Genomic DNA, 18,563 nt, shown 5'->3' on the forward strand with positions numbered 1-18,563 from the left:
GCTGAAGGCCGCGCGGAGACGTTGATCGAACTGTTGGCGCTGAAGTTCGGGCCTGTTCCGGTAGAGGTGGCCATGGCTGTGGGCCGGGCAAGTTCTGAGCAGTTGCATGTGTGGACGGCGCGCATTCTCACCGCGCGCAGTCTCGATGAAATGGGCATCGCCTGATCGGATCGCATTGCGCACGCAGCGGTGCGCGAACTGGATCTGGAAAACCGGCACCTGTTCCGCATACGCGACCCTGCCGAACACAAAGAAACCGGTGCAGATCGAAATCCCGACCCGCACCGGTTCCACTGTTCAACCTCTTACTTCAGCTCAGCACTGGTCTTCCCCAGCACCCGCCGCGCGACGATCAGCTGCTGGATCTGCTGGGTCCCCTCGAAGATGTCGAGAATCTTCGAGTCCCGGCCCCACTTCTCCAGCAGAGTCCGCTGCGAGTACCCGAGCGGCCCGGCGAGTTCGACGGCCTTGAGGGTGACGTCGGTGCCGGTGCGGCCGGCCTTGGCCTTGGACATGGAAGCCTCGAGGGAGTTCGGCTTCTTGTTGTCGGCCATCCAGGCGGCGCGCAGGGCCAGCAGGTAGGCCGATTCGTAATCGGCTTCCATGCGCAGGAATTCGGCGGCCGCGGCGGGCTGGTTGTTGGCGGGGATGTCGTAGGACGGCTCGATGCCCGCGTCCTTCAGGACCGCGCGCAGCTCCTCGAGGGCGGCGCGGGCGACACCGACGGCCATGGCTGCGACGAGGGGGCGGGTGTTGTCGAAGGTCTGCATGACCCCGGCAAAGCCCTTCTCCACGTTGACTTCCGGGCTGCCGAGGATGTTGTCCTTCGGGATCCGGCAGTCCTGCAGCAGCAGCACGGCGGTGTCGGAGGCCTTGATGCCGAGCTTGTGCTCGAGCCGCGCCACCGACAGGCCGGGAGCATCACGCGGCACTACGAACGACTTGATGGCCGCGCGGCCGAGGCTGCGGTCGACCGAGGCCCACACCACGATGTGGGTGGAGCGCTCACCGGCGGTGACGAAGATCTTCTCGCCGTTGAGGACCCACTCGTCGCCGTCGAGCACGGCGGTGGTGGTGACGGCCGCGGAGTCGGAGCCGAAGGACGGCTCGGTGATGGCCATCGACGCCCACACCTTGCCGAAACGCTTGAGCTGCTCATCGGTGGCGACGGCCGCGATGGCGGCGTTGCCGAGGCCCTGGTAGGGGATCGACAGCATCAGGCCGACGTCGCCCCACGAGGTTTCCAGGGCGTTGAGCAGCGCGGACATATTGCCGCCGTTGGTGTTTCCGAGCAGCTCGGTGGCATGCGCGTCGCTGTCGTCCTCGCGGCCGCCCGCGGCGCCGCCGATCTTCTGGGTGCCGGAGTCGGCGAGACCTTCGACCATGGCGGCCATGGTGTCGAGCTCGACCGGGTACTCGTGCTCGGCGAGATCGTATTTACGCGAGATGGGGCGGAAGATCTGCGCGGCGACCTGATGCGCCTGGTTGGCGCTGGCCCGCAGCTTCTTGGGGAGTTCGAGATTGATCATGGTTGGAATCTCCTGAAGTAACGAACGGGCCGGTCAGACGAGCACGACACCTTCGGCGACGCCGATGCCGCGCAGATCGCGGTACCAGCGCTCGACCGGGTGCTCCTTGGTGTAACCGTGGCCGCCGAGCAGCTGCACGCCGTCGAGGCCGAACTGCATGCCCTTGTCGGTGGCCAGCTTCTTGGCCAGCGCGGCCTCGCGGGCGAAGGACAGCCCCTGCTCGGCGCGGGAGGCGCCACGTAGCGTCACCAGCCGCAGGCCGTCGAGCTCGATGGCGATATTGGCGACCATGAACGCGACCGCCTGGCGGTGCGAGATCGGCTCGCCGAACGCTTCACGCTCGTTGACGTAGGGGATCACGTAGTCGAGCACGGCCTGACCGGTGCCGACGGCCAGCGAAGCCCAGCCGAGGCGAGCCAGTCGCACGGCGTCGGCGTAGTCCTCGGCGTGCTGCTTGCTGTCACCGTCGCCGAGCAGCGCGTCGGTGCCGACGGCGACGTTGTCGAGGATGAGCCGGCCGAGGCCTGCGGCCCGCAGACCCATGCTCGGGTCGGCCTCCACGACCAGGCCCTGTGCGTCGGACTCGACGATGAACAGCGCGGGGCGCCCGTCGAGTTCGGCGCCGACGATGAACAGTTCGGCGTCGGCGGCGGCCGGGACCAGGCTCTTCACACCGGAGATGCGGTAGCCGCTCGGCGAGCGCACGGCCTTGGTCTGCAGGGCGAACGGGTCGAACAGGGCGCGCGGCTCGCTGATCACCACGGAGGCCTGCGGCACGTTCTCGCCGGTGAAGGCGGGCAGGTAGGTCTGCTGCTGCGCGTCGGTGCCCCACTGCGACAGCGCGACCGCGACGCCGCTGGGCGCCAGGATCGGCAGCGCGAGACCCATGTCGCCGTGCGCGAGCGCCTCGGCGACCATCGAGTTGGTGACGGCACCGCGCTCGCTGGCCGCGCCCTCGAGCTCCTCGGGGACGTTGATCAGCGTGATGCCGAGTTCTGCGGCGCGGCCGAGCAGATCCTTCGGCGCGGCGGCGGCCTCGTCGGCGTCGTGCGCGGCCGGACGCAGGATCTCGGCGGCGAACTCGCGCACCGTCTCGACGATCATCTGCTGTTCGTCGGTGGGGGTGAGGTCGAAGTAGTCCTTGTTCTTGGCCTCGTTGGTGGCCAGGCGCTTGGGCTGCCCGCCGCCGGCGACCTTGTTGAACGCGCGAGTGGCGGCGCCGAGGGTGCGGAATCCGGTCTTGGTGCCTTCGTAGGTGACCCGCTCGATCGGCTTGCGCAAGTTGTACTTCTCGGCGAGCTCGGACCCGGTGAGGGTCGTCATCACCCGCATCGCCGCGCCCATCCAATCCCGCTTGGGTTGGTTCAGGCCGACCGCGGAATCCTGGCTCCGGCCGGAATCCGGACGTCGCTTCGTCGCGCTGTCTCGAGTGCTCATCATCACCTGTTTTCTCGGATGGGTGGGTGAGTGGGTGGTGGTCCCATTATCTTACTCTTGAGTAAGGCTATCTTACTCCAGAGTAAGAAGAGCGTCGAGGGTTCGCGAATCTGTTGCCGAGTCGTTGTGCGGTATCACAAAACAGGCCAACCGGGCGACGCGAAAAGGCCGGCCCACCGTTGGGTGGACCGGCCTCGATCTGGTGCGCCTTCGGCGCGGTGTCACACTTATTCGCGCACGTAGTAGCGCAAAGTGGCGTACGCCGTCACGGCCGCGAACGCGACGCCGACCGGTGCGATGATCAGCGCGGTCATGGCGATGTCGTCGCCGGTGATGCGGGGAAAGACCTTGCTCGCGAACAAGTCGCCGAGCGCCCGGTCAACCACCAGCGGACGTGCGATGAACAGCCCGGCCACCGCGAGCAGCGAACCGGCCAGCGCCGCCACCACCGCCTCCAGCAGAAACGGCAGCTGGGTGTACCAGCGGGTGGCGCCGACCAGGCGCATGATGCCGACCTCGGTGCGCCGGGTGAACGCCGCGATCTGCACCATGTTCGCGATCAACAGCAGCGCCGCCACGGCTTGCAGAATCGCCAGACCGAAGGCCGCGTTGCGCAATCCGTCGAACAGGCTGACCAGCCGGTCGACGATGTCCTTGTCATTGCGCACCATGCCAACACCGGGCCGGTCGTAGAACGATTCGTAGATCGTCGGATACAGCTCGGCGTCGACCATCTTCACCCGCAGCGAGGCAGGCAGCGGCGTATCGGCCACGTATTCGGCCAGCTCCGGCTGATCCTTGAAGGTCTTCTCCCTGGCCTCGCGGATCGCATCGTCCCGGTTGAGGAACTGCACCGACTCCACGCCCTCGGTGGCCTTGAGGTCGGCCATCAGCGACTTGCACGGTTCGAGCGAGCAGTCCGGGTCGTTGGCCGAGACGTCCTCGGTCAGGTACAGCCGCACCTCGAGCCGGTCGAGGAAGTACTGCTCGGTCTTGTCGGCGATCCGGACCGCCAGCAGACCGCCACCGAGCATGGTGAGCGAGACCGCGGTGGTCAGGATCATCGCGATGGTCATGGTGACGTTGCGGCGCAGGCCTTCGAAGACCTCGCCGAACAGGAAACTCGCCCGCATCAGCGATCAACTCCGTACACGCCGGTGGCCTCGTCGCGGACCATGCGCCCGCGGTCGAGTTCGATGACCCGTCGGCGCATCGAGTCGACGATGTGGTTGTCATGGGTGGCCATCAGCACCGTGGTGCCGGTGCGATTGATCCGTTCCAGCAGCGCCATGATGTCGGCGCTGGTCTCCGGATCGAGGTTGCCGGTGGGTTCGTCGGCCAGCAGCACCAACGGCCGGTTGACGAACGCGCGCGCGATCGCCACGCGCTGCTGCTCGCCGCCGGACAGCTCGCCGGGCAGCCGGTCGGCCTTGCCGCCGAGCCCGACCATGTCCAGCACTTCGGGGACGGTGCGCTCGATGAACTGCCTGCGCTTGCCGATCACCTCCAGCGCGAACGCAACGTTCTGCTCGACGGTCTTCTGTTGCAGCAGCCGGAAGTCCTGGAACACACACCCGATCCGTTGACGCAGTTTGGGCACCTTGCGCCCGGGCAGCCGGTCCACCCGGAAATCGGCCACCTGGATCTCGCCGGCGGTGGGCACTTCCTCCTTGAGCAGCAACCGCATGAAGGTCGATTTGCCCGAGCCGGACGGTCCGATGATGAAGACGAACTCGCCCTTGCCCACATCCACCGTGATGTTGTCCAGCGCGGGTCGCGTCGAGGTCTTGTACGACTTCGTGACGTTCCGCATCGTGATCACGGGGAGCCAGTGTAACCATGGCCCACTCTGTGGCCGGGGCCCGTGAGCTGACTCACGAGCCCGATCATGCCCTGGTCAGCGCCGCGATCGGGGCGCTGTCAGGTTCGCGAACCCGGGCGGGTCACGGGGTCGGCGTAGCCGTATGCACCGCTGCCGGAACGGTATTCACCAATGGCGCGGGCGGTGTGGGCGTGTCGGGTTTGACGAACAGATACAGCACGAACGTTGCGACCCAGCTCCCCATCAGGATCGCCGTGGATTTACGCGGTCTCACTGATACCTTCCCTGCGCAGCGCGGCGGCTACCCGGACCCGCAGCTCACGTCCTACTTCGAATTGCTTACCCGGCAGGGTGCGGGCGACCATCCGGATGTTCATCTGATCGACCGTGAGGTCTTCCACACCCATGACCGTCGGCTCGTCCAGCAGCAGCGGCTCGAGCCTGCGGTCACGGTAGGCCTCTTCGCCCACCTTGTGCAGGATCTCGTTCACCCGGTTGATGTCGGCACTGGCCGCCACCGGGACGTCGATCGCCGCACGTGCCCAATCTTTCGACAGATTCGTGACTTTCACAATCTGGCCGTTGGGCACGATGATCACCTGACCGTCGGCGTCGCGCAAGGTGGTGATCCGGAGGGTGACGTCCTCGACGGTCCCCTCGGCGGTGTCGGCGGCGCCGGTGACGTTGATGCGCACCACGTCACCGAATCCGTACTGGCGCTCGGTGATCAGGAAGAACCCGGCGAGGATGTCCTGCACGATGCGCTGGGCGCCGAAACCCAAGGCGGCGCCGAGCACCGCGGCCGGAGCCACCAGCCCGGTGACCGCGAACCCGAGACGCTGCAACACCTCCATGCCGACCAGCACATAGACGATGGTCAGCACCACCCAGGTGACCACCTGCGCCAGCGCGTGCCGATGCTTGGCCGCCTCGGTGCGCACCAGCGCGTCGCTGCTCTGGAAACTCGCATCGATCTTGCGGGTCACTCGGTCGCGCACGAACGTCGCGAACCGGCTGAACAGCACCGCGCCCAGGATCAGCAGCACGATCTCCAGGCCGGAGGAACGCAGCCATGGGGTGACGTCGGAGGAAACCGACAGCGCGTGGATCCCCGAACTCCGGATCCCCGGGGCGAACATCAGTTGGCCTGCTCCCGCATCCGCCAGCGGATCCCGCTCTCGATGAAGCCGTCGATATCACCGTCGAGCACCGCGGACGGATTGTTGACCTCGTAGTTGGTGCGCAGATCCTTGACCATCTGGTACGGGTGCAGCACATAGGAACGCATCTGGTTACCCCAGGACGCGCCCTCGTTGGTCTTGAGCGCGTCCATCTCGGCGCGCTCCTCCTGCCGCTTGCGCTCGAGCAGTTTGGCCTGGAGCACGCGCATCGCCGAAATCTTGTTCTGCAGCTGCGATTTCTCGTTCTGGCAGGTGACGACGATGCCGGTCGGGATATGGGTCAGGCGCACCGCGGAGTCGGTGGTGTTGACGCTCTGGCCACCGGGACCCGACGAGCGGTAGACGTCGACGCGGATCTCGCCCTCGGGGATCTCGATGTGGTCGGTGGTCTCCACCACCGGCAGCACCTCCACCTCGGCGAAGGAGGTCTGGCGCCGGCCCTGGTTGTCGAACGGGCTGATCCGCACCAGCCGGTGCGTACCCATCTCCACCGACAGCGTGCCGTAGGCATACGGCGACTTCACCGCGAAGGTGGCGCTCTTGATGCCGGCCTCTTCGGCGTAGGAGGTGTCGTAGACCTCGACCGGGTACTTGTGCCGGTCGGCCCAGCGGATGTACATGCGCATCAGCATCTCGGCCCAGTCGGCGGCGTCCACGCCGCCGGCGCCGGAACGAATGTTGACCAGCGCCTCACGCTTGTCGTATTCACCCGACAGCAGCGTGCGCACCTCCATCGCCTCCACGTCGGCGTGCAGCGCGGCGCGTTCGGCGTCGGCGTCGGCCAGCGCGGCGGCGGCCGCCTCGCCCTCCTCGCCTTCGGCCAGCTCGTAGAGGATCGGCAGGTCCTCCAGCCGCTGCCGCAGCTCCTCGACCCGGCGCAGCTCGCCCTGGGCGTGCGAGAGCTCGCTGGTGACCTTCTGGGCGTGGTCCTGGTCGTTCCACAGATCGGGGTCGGACGCCTGATGCTCGAGTTCATCGATGCGGCGGCGTAGCTCGTCGATGTCGAGGACCGACTCGACGGTCTTGAGCGTGGTGTCGAGTTCGGCTAGATCGGCGGATACGTCGGGATGCACGATGTCCAAGGCTACCGGGCCGGTACGGCGGGGTGAAACCGCAGGGCAGGCTATCCGGAGACGGCACGCAACGCGCCGGGGCGGCGACCGTTGAGGGCGTCGAGCGCGGCGGCGGTGGCCTCGTCGGCGGGGAGATAGACGATGAGCTGTTGGTCGTCGTCGGCGGGCAGATCGAGGGTCTCGTAGGCCATCCGCAGCCCGCCCACCTCGGGATGCCGCATGCGGGTGACGCCGGTGACCGGCGGAAGGTTCGGCACGGTCTCGACGCGGTCGGTGAAGGCGGCGCCCGCGGTGATGGTGAGACGGTCGGCGAGGGCATCGATATGCGGATCCGCGCGGAACGGGCCCTGCTTCAAGGTGGCGACGAGGTGGTCGGCGACGCGATCCCAGTCGGGGAAGAACTCCTTGGCACGCGGATCGGTGAAGGCATAGCCGGCCAGATCGGGCAGTTCCTCGTCGAGCTGGCCGGAGGCGCCCATCAGCGCGCGGTAGCCCTCGGTGCAGGCCAGGATCTCGGTGAGCCGGTTGACGACGATCGCGGCGGTGGGTTCGAGCTGGTCGAGGATGGCGCGCACGGTGGGCCGTACCTCGCGGTTGGGCTGAGCGCCGCCCATGCAGGTGAATCCGGAATCGGCCTTGGTGAGCCGGTAGAGATGGACGCGCTCGCTCGCGGTGAGGCGCAGGACGTCGGCCAGCGCGGACAGCACCGGAGGTGAAGGATTGCGATCGCGGCCCTGCTCGAGGCGGGTCAGGTATTCGACGCTCACCCCCGCCAGCGTCGCCAGCTCCGAACGGCGCAGACCAGGGGTGCGCCGGCGCGGCCCGCTCGGCAGCCCGACCTCGGCGGGAGTGACCGACTCGCGCCGGGTGCGCAGGAACAGGCCCATCTCATTGGTGCTCACTCATTCACCGTAATCACCTTCCCTGCGCTGAGAGTGGCCCTCGCACTACCACCCTCCGCGCGGTCTTCATCGGACTTGCGATCGCGGACAGAGTGATGAGCGAGCGACCGCGACGGTCGCACTCGATCCGAAGGAGAACGGCATGACCACGCCACTGAAGCTCGCGGTGATCATCGGCAGCGTCCGGGACGGACGGTTCGGCCCGGTGGTGGCCGGCTGGTTGGCCGACCAGGCCCGCGCCCACGGCGGATACGACGTCGACGTCATCGATCTGGCCGACTACGACATCCCGCTGGAACTGCCCGCCGTCCCGCCCGCCCTGAACCCGGACCCCGAGCGGCCCGCCGGAATGACGGTCCTGACCGAGCGGCTCTCGGCGGCCGACGCCTACGTCATCGTCACGCCCGACTACAACCGCAGCTTCCCGGCCTCGCTGAAGGCGGCCATCGATTGGCACTTCACCCAATGGCAGGGCAAGACCATCGGGTTCGTCGGGTACAGCGGCGGCAGCGGCGGGCTACTGGCCATCGAAGGGCTGCGGCAGGTGTTCAACGAGCTCGACGCCCACACGCTGCGCGAATACGTGTCGTTCCCGCGGTACTACCTGCTCTTCGATGAGAACGGGGCGCTGCGTGAACCGGCCGAGCCGGCCGGGGCGGCGCGCACGATGCTGGATCGGCTGCACTGGTGGGCGTCGGCGCTGGCGGCGGCCCGATCGGTTCCGGTCGCCTGATAGCGCCGGTTCGGTGGCGGGCAGGATCGTCGAATAGTCGCCGGTCGACGTGTTCGGCCGACCGGCGACACGGCCGTCCTCGGCCGCGGCCACGAGCTGTGCGAATCCGGCCGCGTGGTGGGCGCCGCCGTCAGCCGGTGGGTGCGGGCTCGGTTGCGTGGCTGCGGTGGCAGTACTGGGCTGCGGCGGGTTTCCGGATAAGGTTTTGAGGTGGCCGCGCACACTTCCGATCTCGAACTCGCCCTTCGGCTCGCCGATGCCGCCGACGCCATCACCAAGGAGCGTTTCGGTGCGCTCGATTTGAAGGTGGATGCCAAGCCGGATCTGACGCCGGTCTCGGATGCGGATCTGGCGGTGGAACGGCAGATCCGCACGGTGCTCGCGCATGAGCGGCCGCAGGATTCGGTGCTGGGCGAGGAGTTCGGCGGTGACGCCGAATTCGCGGGGCGGCAGTGGGTGATCGACCCGATCGACGGGACCAAGAACTTCGTGCGCCGCGTCCCGGTGTGGGCGACGCTCATCGCGTTGCTGGAGGAGGGTGTGCCGGTGGTCGGGGTGGTGAGTGCACCGGCACTGGCCCGCCGCTGGTGGGCGGCCGCAGGTTCGGGTGCGTGGTCCAGCTTTCATCCGGGCGCGCCGAAACCGATCACCGTCTCCGCCGTCGCCGACCTCGACAACGCCAGCCTCGCCTTCTCCAGCCTGTCCGGCTGGCGTGACCGCGGCCTGCGGGAGAAGTTCATCGACCTCACCGACGAGGTGTGGCGGGTGCGCGGTTACGGCGATTTCCTCAACTATTGCCTGGTCGCCGAGGGTGCTGTCGATATCGCCACCGAACCCGAGGTCTCGCTCTGGGATCTGGCTGCCCTCGATATCCTGGTCCGCGAAGCTGGTGGCACCTTCACCTCCCTCGACGGCAGGCCCGGCCCGCACGGCGGTGACGCAGTCGCCACCAACGGCCTGCTGCACCAGCCGGTTCTCGACCGCCTGACAGCCTGAGCTACGCCCGCCCGAGCCGCTTCTCCAGCAGCACGATCCGTTCGCAGCCCTGAAAGCGCGCAGGCAGCGGGGCTCTGCCGACCTCGGCGAAGCCTTGGGTGGCGTAGAACTCGCGCAGGACCTGATTGTTCTCGGCGGTGTCGAGCCGCTGCACAGACAGCCCGTTGGCGAGGGTGTATTCGGCGCAGAAGTCCAGTACCCGGCTGCCCAGCTGTTTGCCGCGGTGGGCCGGATCGACCATGAGCCCGTGCACGTATCCGGCCTCGGCGTCGGCCTCGCCCCAGAATTCCGGATCGCTCCAGATCAGACGCACGGTAGCGATGAGCGCGCCGTCGGCGCCGCGCCAGCGGAACCATTCACCGCGGGCGATCTCGGCGGCAATTACCTCGGGCGGGTATTCGCCCGGCCGCCACTGCTGGATGTCGTTGGCGAGCATCCAGTGGGCGAGTTCGTCGCGGAGATTTGCGATGCCTGGGGCGTCCGCCGCTGTCGCCGGAATCATCGGTGCGGGTCTGCTCATCCGACGACATCCGAGCGGCACTCCGACCCGGGTGCAGCCACCACGTGATCGAGGTCCGACAGGTTCCGCAGGCTTGTTCGTTCCCGGATCGCGGTCCTCCCCGAAGCGTGTGTGCTGCTCCTCGGAGCTAGCTCGGGTAAGTAGCCGGTGTGCGCAGGCATGGGACGACTACCGCCTGGTCGCGTCGGCGGGGGTGAGGTCGATGCCCGCGGGCGGGCGCAGGCGGCGGAGGGTGCCGTCCATGCTGGTGATGAACAGGGACCAGGAATTGCCGTCGCGGGCTATGCGGACCGACGTGGTGCCGTCGGGTGGGGTGCGGATCGGGTCGGGGCGTTTGATGAGCCCGGAGATGATCGCGCAACTCGATCCGGTGGCGGTGTCGACGCGGTAGATGGCGCCGACGCCGTGGTCGGCGACGTAGAGGTCGCCGTCGCGAGTGGCCTCCATATCGTCGGGCAGGGAGATCAGCTCGGGGATGCCGGTGACGACGGTGGGGGAGTTGGGGGCGTCGAGCGGGATGCGGAAGATGCGTCCGGTCAGGTTGTCGGTATAGATTGACTTGCCGTCCGCCGCCAGCGCCAGGCCGTTGGTCCACGGCAGGTTCGACCAGGTTTCGGTGTATTCGCCGGTGGACGGCCGGTAGCGGGCGATACCGGTGGGCGCGCGGTTCATGCCCAGTGTGCTGAACAGCAGATCGCCATCGGGTAGCAGGAGCAGGCCGTTCGGTCCGTTCAAACCGGTGAGCAGGACCGTCGACGCGCCGGTGTCAATGTCATAGCGCTGGAGCGTGCCCGGCGCCGCATCGATACCGTCGCCGGTGAGGAAGTACACCGATCGCCCGACCACCCGGACGCCTGCCGGCTTGTCGAGTCCGGTGACCAGCTTCTCGAACCGCCCGTCCGCCGAGACGTGGGCGAGGAATCCGTCGACGATGCCGGTGACGTAGAAGCCGCCCGCGCCATCGGAGTCCAGGTTTTCCAGGTTGCCGACGCCTTCGACGATCGTTGTGGCTCCCCACCCGTCGGCGCACATCTTCGGAAACGGCTGAGCGTGTGCGGGTGCTGCGGCCGTCAGCCCGGCCGCGATGGTCACCGCCAGTCCGGCCGACCAGCTGCGAGCTCTCCCGAATGTCATGCCGGACAACCTAACAGCCTCCTTCGGCGGTTGCCGGGCGGTGAACGGACCCGGATCGCCATCGGCATTCGACCCTCGCGGGCGTCCAGGGGTGCGGCGGCGGTGCCCGGACCTGGGCATTCACTGGGCGAGGCGCGCCGCACGTCCCGGATCGCCCGTCCTGGATCGGGGTTGCCGAGCGAAAGTTATCCACATGTGCGCAACCTTGCGCTTTCGTCCAGGCCGCGCTCCCGCACGGCCCTCGGCTGTCGCCGGGTCCTCGTAGGATGGGCCGCGTGGAAACACCCGACGCCCCCACCGCCGCACACCGCATCGTCACCGATGCCGAACCCGATGCGGCACAACAGGTTCTACGCCGGGTGTTCGGCTACGACAGCTTCCGCGGCGATCAGGGCGCCATCGTCGACCATGTGGTCTCCGGCGGTGACGCGCTGGTCCTGATGCCCACCGGTGGCGGCAAATCGCTCTGCTATCAGGTGCCCGCGCTGGTGCGGCCGGGTGTCGGCGTGGTGGTGTCGCCGCTCATCGCGCTCATGCAAGACCAGGTGGACGCGCTCAGCGCACTCGGGGTGCGGGCCGGATTCCTCAACTCGAGCCAGAACCCGGACGAACGCCGCATGGTGGAGGCCCAGTACGTGGCGGGTGAGCTCGATCTGCTGTACCTCGCGCCGGAGCGGCTACGCCTGGAATCCACCGCCAAGCTGCTCGAACGCGGCAAGATCGCGCTGTTCGCGATTGACGAGGCGCACTGCGTCTCGCAGTGGGGCCACGACTTCCGCCCCGACTATCTGGCCCTTTCCCTGTTGCACGAGCGTTGGCCGGAAGTTCCCCGGATCGCGCTCACCGCGACTGCCACCGAGAAGACCCGCGACGAGATCATCGAGCGCCTCGACCTGGGCGGCGCCCGCCGGTTCGTGGCCAGCTTCGACCGGCCCAATATCCAATACCGGATCGAACCGAAGAACCGCCCGGAGCGTCAGCTGCTCGATTTCATCCGCGCCGAACATGCCGGTGACGCGGGCATCGTCTACTGCCTGTCGCGCAATTCTGTGGAGAAGACCGCCGCGTTTCTCACCGAGAACGGCATCAGGGCCGTGCCGTATCACGCGGGCTTGGACAACAGGACTCGCGCCGAGAATCAGTCGCGATTCCTGCGGGAAGACGGGCTCGTGGTGGTCGCGACCATCGCCTTCGGGATGGGGATCGACAAGCCGGACGTCCGGTTCGTCGCCCACCTCGACCTGCCCAAATCGGTGGAGGGCTACTACCAGGAAACCGGAAGGGCCGGCCGTGACGGTCTGGCGTCCACCGCGTGGATGGTCTACGGGCTCAACGATGTGGTGCAGCAGCGCAAACTCATCGACGCCTCCGACGGCGACGCCGCACACCGCAGGCAACTACAACTACACCTGGACGCGATGCTGGCGCTGTGCGAGACGGTGAACTGCCGCCGCACCCAGCTCCTGGCCTACTTCGGTCAGCGCGGCGAACCCTGCGGCAACTGCGATACCTGCCTGAACCCACCCGAATCCTGGGACAGCACGGTCGCCGCGCAGAAGTTGCTGTCGGCGGTGCTGCGACTGAAACGCGAGCGGGGCCAGAGTTTCGGCGCGGGCCACCTGATCGACATTCTGCTCGGCAAGAAGAACCCGAAGGTGCTCCAGCACGACCACCACGAACTCACGGTATTCGGCGTCGGCACCGACCTGCGTGACACCGAGTGGCGAGGAGTGGTGCGGCAATGCCTGGCACAGGGGCTGCTCGCGGTGCACGGCGAATACGGCGTGCTCACCCTGACCGAGGCCGGAAACGCGGTGTTGTTCGACGGGCAGAAGGTGATGATGCGCCGCGAGCCCGAACGCCCGGCACCCACCCGCGCCGCACGTGCGGCGAAGTCGGCGAAGAACTCGCCGGTGGATCTCGCCCCCGAGGACGTCGCGCTGTTCGAGAAGCTGCGCGAATGGCGGGCGGCGACGGCGAAGGAGCAGGGTGTTCCCGCCTACGTCGTCTTCCACGACGCCACCCTGCGCGATATCGCCGCCCGCAAACCGGCCGACCTAGCCGGGCTGGGCGCGGTCGGGGGAGTGGGTGAGAACAAGCTGGCCAAGTACGGCGAGCAGGTGCTCGAGGTCTTGGCCGCGCACTGATCCCACGGCCGGCGACCGAACACACGGCCGACGGAATGTGAAATCTCGACCCCTCAGATCGACCGATCGAATCGTGTAGTTCAGGATGGCTGCGAAGCGACATCGGAGCATCCCGGCGAGTGGACGGAGGCAGGCATGAGCGGGTCGGAGCCCGGAGATGGGAGCTCGCGTGGTCGCGAGGACCGTGGTCACGGCAGATCCGGGATCGGCCGCCGTGAGCTGCTGACCGGCGCGGCCGCCGCGGCAGCGGGACTGACGCTCGTCGGCCTCACCCCGGCACAAGCGGTGCCGGTGGCCGAGGGCGTCGGCAAATTCCCCTTCCCTGCCGGCGGCGACAGCGTCCGCGTGCTGGTCACCGGTGACGCCGGCACCGGCACCCGCTCCCAGTGGGCGGTCGCCGACGCCATTCGCGCCTTCCATCGGCGCGAACCCTTCGCCATGGCGCTCGGGCTCGGCGACAACATCTACGAAAGCGGGCCGAACAGCAACGAAGATCCCCAGTTCGCAGCCAAATTCGAAGACCCCAACAACGGCCTGGACTTTCCGTGGGCGATGGTGCTGGGCAATCACGACAACAGCTCGGTCTTCCCCGGCGACGGCGGGTGGCTGCTGCGCGGCGATCACGAGGTCCGCTATCACGCGCACTCGCCGCGCTGGTGGATGCCGAGCCGCTACTACTCGGTGCGGGTTCCCGAGCGCAATCCGGTGGTCGAATTCTTCGTGCTCGACCTCAACCCGCTCGCGGCTTATCTGCCGCCGCTGTTCACCTCGTACTGGGCGGTCGACGGCCAGTTCATGAACGAGCAGCGCGCCTGGCTCGACCGCGCCATCGCCGAATCGCCCGCCACTTGGAAGATCGCCTGCACCCATCACCCGTACCTGAACAACGGACCGCACGGTGATGCCGGGCATTACGAAGGCCTGCCGGTCGAGCCCATCAACGGCGTGCATGTGAAGCGGTTCTTCGACGACCACGTGAACGGCCGCTGCCACCTGATCCTGTCCGGTCACGATCATTCGTTGCAGGTCCTGGAACAGACGCCCGAGATGAAGGGCACCCGTCAGATCGTCTCCGGTGCCGCCGCGAAGACCGTCGGCGCCCAGCCCCGGGTGCTGCCCGATACCGCTCACGCGGCCCAGTTCCAGAGCTTTCACCAGCTCGGATTCATGGTGCTGGACCTGGCTCCAGGCGCGATCGACCTGCGGGTACACACGGTCGACCCGGCATCCGGTACGTCCACCGAGGAGTTCCGCCGCCGGATCGCCTGATCGTCCTGATAGGCCAGTAGCCGACTCGCGCTCGACGAGGTTCGGCACCAGCGCGGCGCCTGCCAACTCCGGTAGCCGCGCAACTCGGCGACGGCGCCCGACGGACGCGCCGCTGAGAGCCCGAATTCCGGCGCGCCGGGACGCGCCGGGTTACCGTCACGCCATGGCATCCGGTGACGGCTCCGAAAACGGCGAAGTCGAGGGCGGCTCGCCGAACTCCGCGGCTCCCGATCTGGGCCCGGTGCGCGAGCATCGCACCGACCCCGCCGTCGAGACCGTCTGGTTGAGCCGCCGCCGGGCCGAACCACGCCATCCGGGCCGGCCTCGCCTTTCCACTATCGCGCTGACGCTGCTGTTCATCGCCCTTCTCGCGCTCTATGTGACGCTGCGCCCGAACTGAGCCGGGCGTCCCGGCACCTGGGAGTGCCGGTGATGTACGCACGGTTTCGCGTACCGACCCGGGCGATATCGGGCCGTGCCGCACCACGTGTGCGAGCGGTGCCGCTCACTCGGCTGCGCTGTGATCCAGCCCGACCCAAAACTAGTTGATTAGCGAAAGCAACCAATATATAGTTGCTTACTGCAAGCAATCATTCTCGGTTTGGAGTCCGGCATGGCAGTGTCACGCGATACCGCCCAGGACCTGACCAGGGAGCTCTATCTCATGGGCCGCGCGATCCGCGTAGCCATCGCCCACCCGGAAGAAGGTCAGCTCCTTCCCGGTGGCATCGGCGTCCTGGTGGTGCTGGAGGGAGCAGGGCTCATTCGTCAGGTCGACCTCGCCTCGCACCTGTGCATCAGCCCCTCGGCGCTGAGCCGCCACGTCACCGACCTGGTCGCGGAGGGCTATGTCACCAGGCAGGCCGATCCGCACGACGGTCGCGCGACGCTGCTGCAGGTCACCGACGCCGGCCACAACCTGCTGCGGCGCATCCGGGTCTCCCGGGCCAAGCGCATGCAGGAGGCGCTCGCCGACTGGGACGAAGACGAGGCCGCACAAGCCTGCGCCGCCATCGAGAAACTCAGAAACGCACTGGTCGCGCGCGTCCAGCACACCATGACCGCCGATCGGCCGGTTCAGCTAGAAAGTCAGGGAGTAGATGTCTAGTCAACACAACGGGGTGGCTTCCACCGAGGCGGTGACACAGCGGGACCCCTACGCGATGACCCATCGCGAAGTGCTGGAAGCGATGACCGGCCTGCTGGCCGCGCTGTTCACGGCACTGCTCAGCACCACGATCGTGGCGACGGCCCTGCCCACCATCATCGGCGATCTCCAGGGTTCCCAGACCGCCTACGCCTGGGTCATCACCGCCGCCCTGCTGGCCACCGCCGCATCCACCCCGATCTGGGGCAAGCTCGCCGACCTGTTCAACAAGAAGACGCTGGTCCAGATATCGATCGTCATCTTCGTGGCCGGTTCGGTGCTGGCCGGTTTCGCCCACAACGTCGATCTGCTGCTGGCCGCGCGCGTCGTCCAGGGCATCGGCATGGGCGGCCTGACCGCACTGGTGCAGGCCATCATCGGCAGCATCGTCGCGCCCCGCGAACGCGGCCGCTACTCCGGCTACATGGGCGCGGTCATGGCCGTGTCGATGTCGGGCGGACCCATCCTCGGCGGCGTGATCGTCGACAGCCCGCTCGGCTGGCGCTGGTGCTTCTTCGTCTGCGTGCCGCTGGCCGTGATCGCGCTCGTGCTGCTGCACCGCACCCTGCGCCTGCCCACCGAGCGCAAGGACGACGTGTCCATCGACTGGCTCGGCGCTCTGCTGCTGACCGCGGGCGTGTCGATCCTGCTGATCTGGGTCTCCTTCGCGGGCAAGGCCGGCTACTACGACTGGGTCTCGCGGGAATCGGCGCTCTACGTCGGCGCGGGTGTGCTGCTGCTGGCCGCCACCATCTGGGTCGAGTCCAGGGCGAAGTCGCCGATCATCCCGCTGCCGATCGTCACCGAACGCACCACCGGCCTGGCCATCATCGCCTCTATCGCCGTCGGTGTCGGCATGTTCGGCGCGACCACTTTCCTCGGCCAGTACTTCCAGACCGCACGCGGCTACTCGCCGACCGTGGCGGGCATGCTGACCATCCCGATGGTCGCGGGCATGCTCATCGCGTCGGTCGGTTCCGGGCAGCTGATCACCCGGTTCGGCAAGTGGAAGGGCTTCGTCGTCGGCGGTGCGGTGGTGCTGGTTGCGGGCTTCGCGCTGTTGTCGACCCTCGATCACGCGACGAACCTGTGGCTGGTCGCGGTCTTCATCACCATCGTCGGCCTCGGCGTCGGCAGCCTGATGCAGAACCTCGTGCTCGCGGTGCAGAACACCGTCAGCGTGCACAACATCGGTGCAGCCTCGAGTGCGGTGGCGTTCTTCCGCACCTTCGGTGGTGCGATCGGTGTGTCGGTGCTCGGTTCGGTGCTGGCCACCAGGGTCAGCGATCTGTCGGCCGAAGGGTTCGCCAAGCTCGGCCTGCACCCCTCGTCCTCGGGTGGTAGCAACCTCGACATCGGTGCGCTGCCCGAGCCGATCGCGACCATCGTGCGCACCGCCTACGGTGACGCGACCGGCCGCATCTTCCTGATCGCGGCGTTCGCCACCGTGGTCGCGCTGCTCGCGACCCTGCTGCTGCCGAACCGGCCGCTGCGGACCACGATCGACATCGATCCCGCGCTGGATCCGATGCGCGATGCGGAGAAGGTCGATCCCGCCGAGCTGCTCGATCCGGTGCCGACCGAGCGCGTGCTTCAGAAGTAGCGTCGACCCGCCTGCCCGGCAGGTACCGGATGATCCGGTACCTGCCGGGCTCACGCGCGGGCAGGGCCGTAACGACCTGGGAATAATCCGGTTGCGCCACCGCTTTAAGGTTGTCGTCATGGAGGAGCCGTCATGAAGGAAAAGGGGCGCAAGGTCATCGCGACCAACCGCAAAGCGCGGCACAACTACACCATCCTCGACGTGTACGAGGCGGGGATCGCGCTGGTCGGCACCGAGGTCAAGAGCCTGCGCGAAGGCAAGGCCTCGCTGGTCGACGCCTTCGCGACGGTCGACAACGGCGAGGTGTGGTTGCGCGGCCTGCACATCCCGGAGTTCAGCCACGGCACCTGGACCAACCACTCGCCGCGGCGGGTGCGCAAGCTGCTGCTGCACAAGCGCGAGATCGAACGCCTGGTCGGCAAGTCCCGCGAAGGCAACCAGACGCTGGTGCCGCTGTCGATGTACTTCTCCGACGGCAAGGTGAAGGTCGAACTCGCCCTCGCCCGAGGCAAGCAGGACTACGACAAGCGTCAGGACCTGGCCCGCCGCACCGCCGAACGCGAGGTCACCCGTGAGCTCGGCCGCCGAGTGAAGGGCATGAGCCGGTGACGGCCGGAAAATGGGAATGAAAGCCGGTCGGTGAGGTGTTAACATGACTAGCCCGGCAAGGTGCCGGGACGTACGGGGCTGAACGGTTTCGACTGCGTACGTTGATTCAGGGGAAGCGTGTCGGTGCAGGCAAGAGACCACCGTAAGCGTCGTTGCAACCAATTAAGCGCCGATTCTCATCAGCGCGAGTACGCTCTCGCTGCCTAAGCGAAGCGTCTCTGTCGGCCCGGGATAAGCCCTCGGTCCCGGTGCCGGCATCAGCTAGAGGGCTCACCGTTCTACTCGGTCGCGGAGTAGAACGGGACACCTAACAGCGACTGGGATCGTCATCTCGGCTTGTTCGCGTGACCGAGAGATCCGAGCAGAGACACAGCGAACTGCACACGGAGAAGCCCTGAAGACGCGACGGAGGACCCGGGTTCGATTCCCGGCAGCTCCACTCCACTCGATAGGCGGCTCAT

At 67.4% G+C, this 18,563-nt stretch carries 17 protein-coding genes and 1 other RNA gene; 9 read left to right on the top strand and 9 right to left on the bottom strand.

Translation table 11 applies throughout. From position 1 onward, the window contains the following. Window positions 1-305: 305 nt before the first annotated feature. From FEK34_RS27745 to FEK34_RS27775, 7 genes are all read right to left on the bottom strand, one after another. On the bottom strand, window positions 306-1,529 hold the full coding sequence (locus tag FEK34_RS27745) for an acyl-CoA dehydrogenase family protein (protein ID WP_036538941.1): 1,224 nt from the start codon (window positions 1,527-1,529) through the stop codon (window positions 306-308). A 33-nt stretch (window positions 1,530-1,562) separates the two neighbouring features. Next, complete coding sequence (locus FEK34_RS27750; protein ID WP_171048437.1) at window positions 1,563-2,972, bottom strand: acyl-CoA dehydrogenase family protein; 1,410 nt, start codon at window positions 2,970-2,972, stop codon at window positions 1,563-1,565. A 221-nt stretch (window positions 2,973-3,193) separates the two neighbouring features. Then, entirely contained in the window at window positions 3,194-4,099 is a 906-nt protein-coding gene (ftsX, locus tag FEK34_RS27755; protein WP_138452657.1) for a permease-like cell division protein FtsX, read from the bottom strand. Beyond that, window positions 4,099-4,788: a cell division ATP-binding protein FtsE gene (gene ftsE / locus FEK34_RS27760; RefSeq protein WP_014352416.1), complete on the bottom strand. Its 690-nt coding sequence runs from the start codon at window positions 4,786-4,788 to the stop codon at window positions 4,099-4,101. Before ftsE ends, ftsX begins: the two co-directional genes overlap by 1 nt. A 260-nt stretch (window positions 4,789-5,048) precedes the next feature. Then, entirely contained in the window at window positions 5,049-5,927 is an 879-nt protein-coding gene (locus FEK34_RS27765; protein WP_138452659.1) for a mechanosensitive ion channel family protein, read from the bottom strand. Beyond that, on the bottom strand, window positions 5,927-7,042 hold the full coding sequence (gene prfB / locus FEK34_RS27770) for a peptide chain release factor 2 (protein WP_138452661.1): 1,116 nt from the start codon (window positions 7,040-7,042) through the stop codon (window positions 5,927-5,929). The genes FEK34_RS27765 and prfB overlap by 1 nt, the downstream gene beginning before the upstream one ends. A gap of 50 nt (window positions 7,043-7,092) precedes the next feature. Beyond that, window positions 7,093-7,944, bottom strand: a complete 852-nt coding sequence (locus FEK34_RS27775) for a helix-turn-helix domain-containing protein (RefSeq protein ID WP_138452663.1) — start codon at window positions 7,942-7,944, stop codon at window positions 7,093-7,095. Between the two features lie 142 nt (window positions 7,945-8,086). Between FEK34_RS27775 and FEK34_RS27780 the strand changes: the two genes are divergently transcribed. Both FEK34_RS27780 and hisN read left to right on the top strand, forming a co-directional pair. After that, on the top strand, window positions 8,087-8,677 hold the full coding sequence (locus FEK34_RS27780) for an NADPH-dependent FMN reductase (RefSeq protein WP_138452665.1): 591 nt from the start codon (window positions 8,087-8,089) through the stop codon (window positions 8,675-8,677). Window positions 8,678-8,887: 210 nt separating this feature from the next. Further along, window positions 8,888-9,673, top strand: coding sequence for a histidinol-phosphatase (hisN, locus tag FEK34_RS27785; protein WP_138452668.1), 786 nt, complete (start codon window positions 8,888-8,890; stop codon window positions 9,671-9,673). A gap of 1 nt (window position 9,674) precedes the next feature. Here hisN and FEK34_RS27790 read toward each other — a convergent pair whose 3' ends face one another. Together FEK34_RS27790 and FEK34_RS27795 are read right to left on the bottom strand one after the other, a co-directional pair. Beyond that, window positions 9,675-10,193: a GNAT family N-acetyltransferase gene (locus FEK34_RS27790; protein ID WP_138452669.1), complete on the bottom strand. Its 519-nt coding sequence runs from the start codon at window positions 10,191-10,193 to the stop codon at window positions 9,675-9,677. Between the two features lie 168 nt (window positions 10,194-10,361). Next, entirely contained in the window at window positions 10,362-11,327 is a 966-nt protein-coding gene (locus tag FEK34_RS27795) for an SMP-30/gluconolactonase/LRE family protein (RefSeq protein ID WP_138452671.1), read from the bottom strand. Window positions 11,328-11,593: 266 nt separating this feature from the next. Here FEK34_RS27795 and recQ point away from each other — a divergent pair, with 266 nt between their 5' ends. The 7 genes from recQ to ssrA all read left to right on the top strand — a co-directional run bounded on the left by recQ (window position 11,594) and on the right by ssrA (window position 18,544). Next, on the top strand, window positions 11,594-13,474 hold the full coding sequence (gene recQ, locus FEK34_RS27800) for a DNA helicase RecQ (RefSeq protein WP_249359678.1): 1,881 nt from the start codon (window positions 11,594-11,596) through the stop codon (window positions 13,472-13,474). 135 nt (window positions 13,475-13,609) lie between these two features. Next, window positions 13,610-14,743, top strand: coding sequence for a metallophosphoesterase (locus FEK34_RS27805; protein ID WP_138452675.1), 1,134 nt, complete (start codon window positions 13,610-13,612; stop codon window positions 14,741-14,743). 163 nt (window positions 14,744-14,906) lie between these two features. Next, window positions 14,907-15,143: a hypothetical protein gene (locus tag FEK34_RS27810; protein ID WP_138452677.1), complete on the top strand. Its 237-nt coding sequence runs from the start codon at window positions 14,907-14,909 to the stop codon at window positions 15,141-15,143. 213 nt (window positions 15,144-15,356) lie between these two features. Beyond that, window positions 15,357-15,851 (top strand): MarR family winged helix-turn-helix transcriptional regulator, encoded by a 495-nt coding sequence (locus FEK34_RS27815; RefSeq protein ID WP_138452678.1) that lies wholly within the window; start codon window positions 15,357-15,359, stop codon window positions 15,849-15,851. A gap of 55 nt (window positions 15,852-15,906) precedes the next feature. Next, window positions 15,907-17,493 carry an MFS transporter gene (locus tag FEK34_RS27820; RefSeq protein ID WP_249359697.1) on the top strand — a complete coding sequence of 529 codons (1,587 nt, stop codon included), beginning with the start codon at window positions 15,907-15,909 and terminating at the stop codon, window positions 17,491-17,493. A 132-nt stretch (window positions 17,494-17,625) separates the two neighbouring features. Further along, window positions 17,626-18,102 (top strand): SsrA-binding protein SmpB, encoded by a 477-nt coding sequence (gene smpB / locus FEK34_RS27825; protein ID WP_036538887.1) that lies wholly within the window; start codon window positions 17,626-17,628, stop codon window positions 18,100-18,102. A 74-nt stretch (window positions 18,103-18,176) separates the two neighbouring features. After that, window positions 18,177-18,544, top strand: a transfer-messenger RNA (tmRNA) gene (gene ssrA / locus FEK34_RS27830). The last annotated feature ends 19 nt before the right edge of the window (window positions 18,545-18,563 follow it).

The organism is Nocardia cyriacigeorgica, from assembly GCF_005863245.1.
In the GTDB taxonomy this organism is placed as follows: Bacteria; Actinomycetota; Actinomycetes; order Mycobacteriales; family Mycobacteriaceae; genus Nocardia; species Nocardia cyriacigeorgica_C.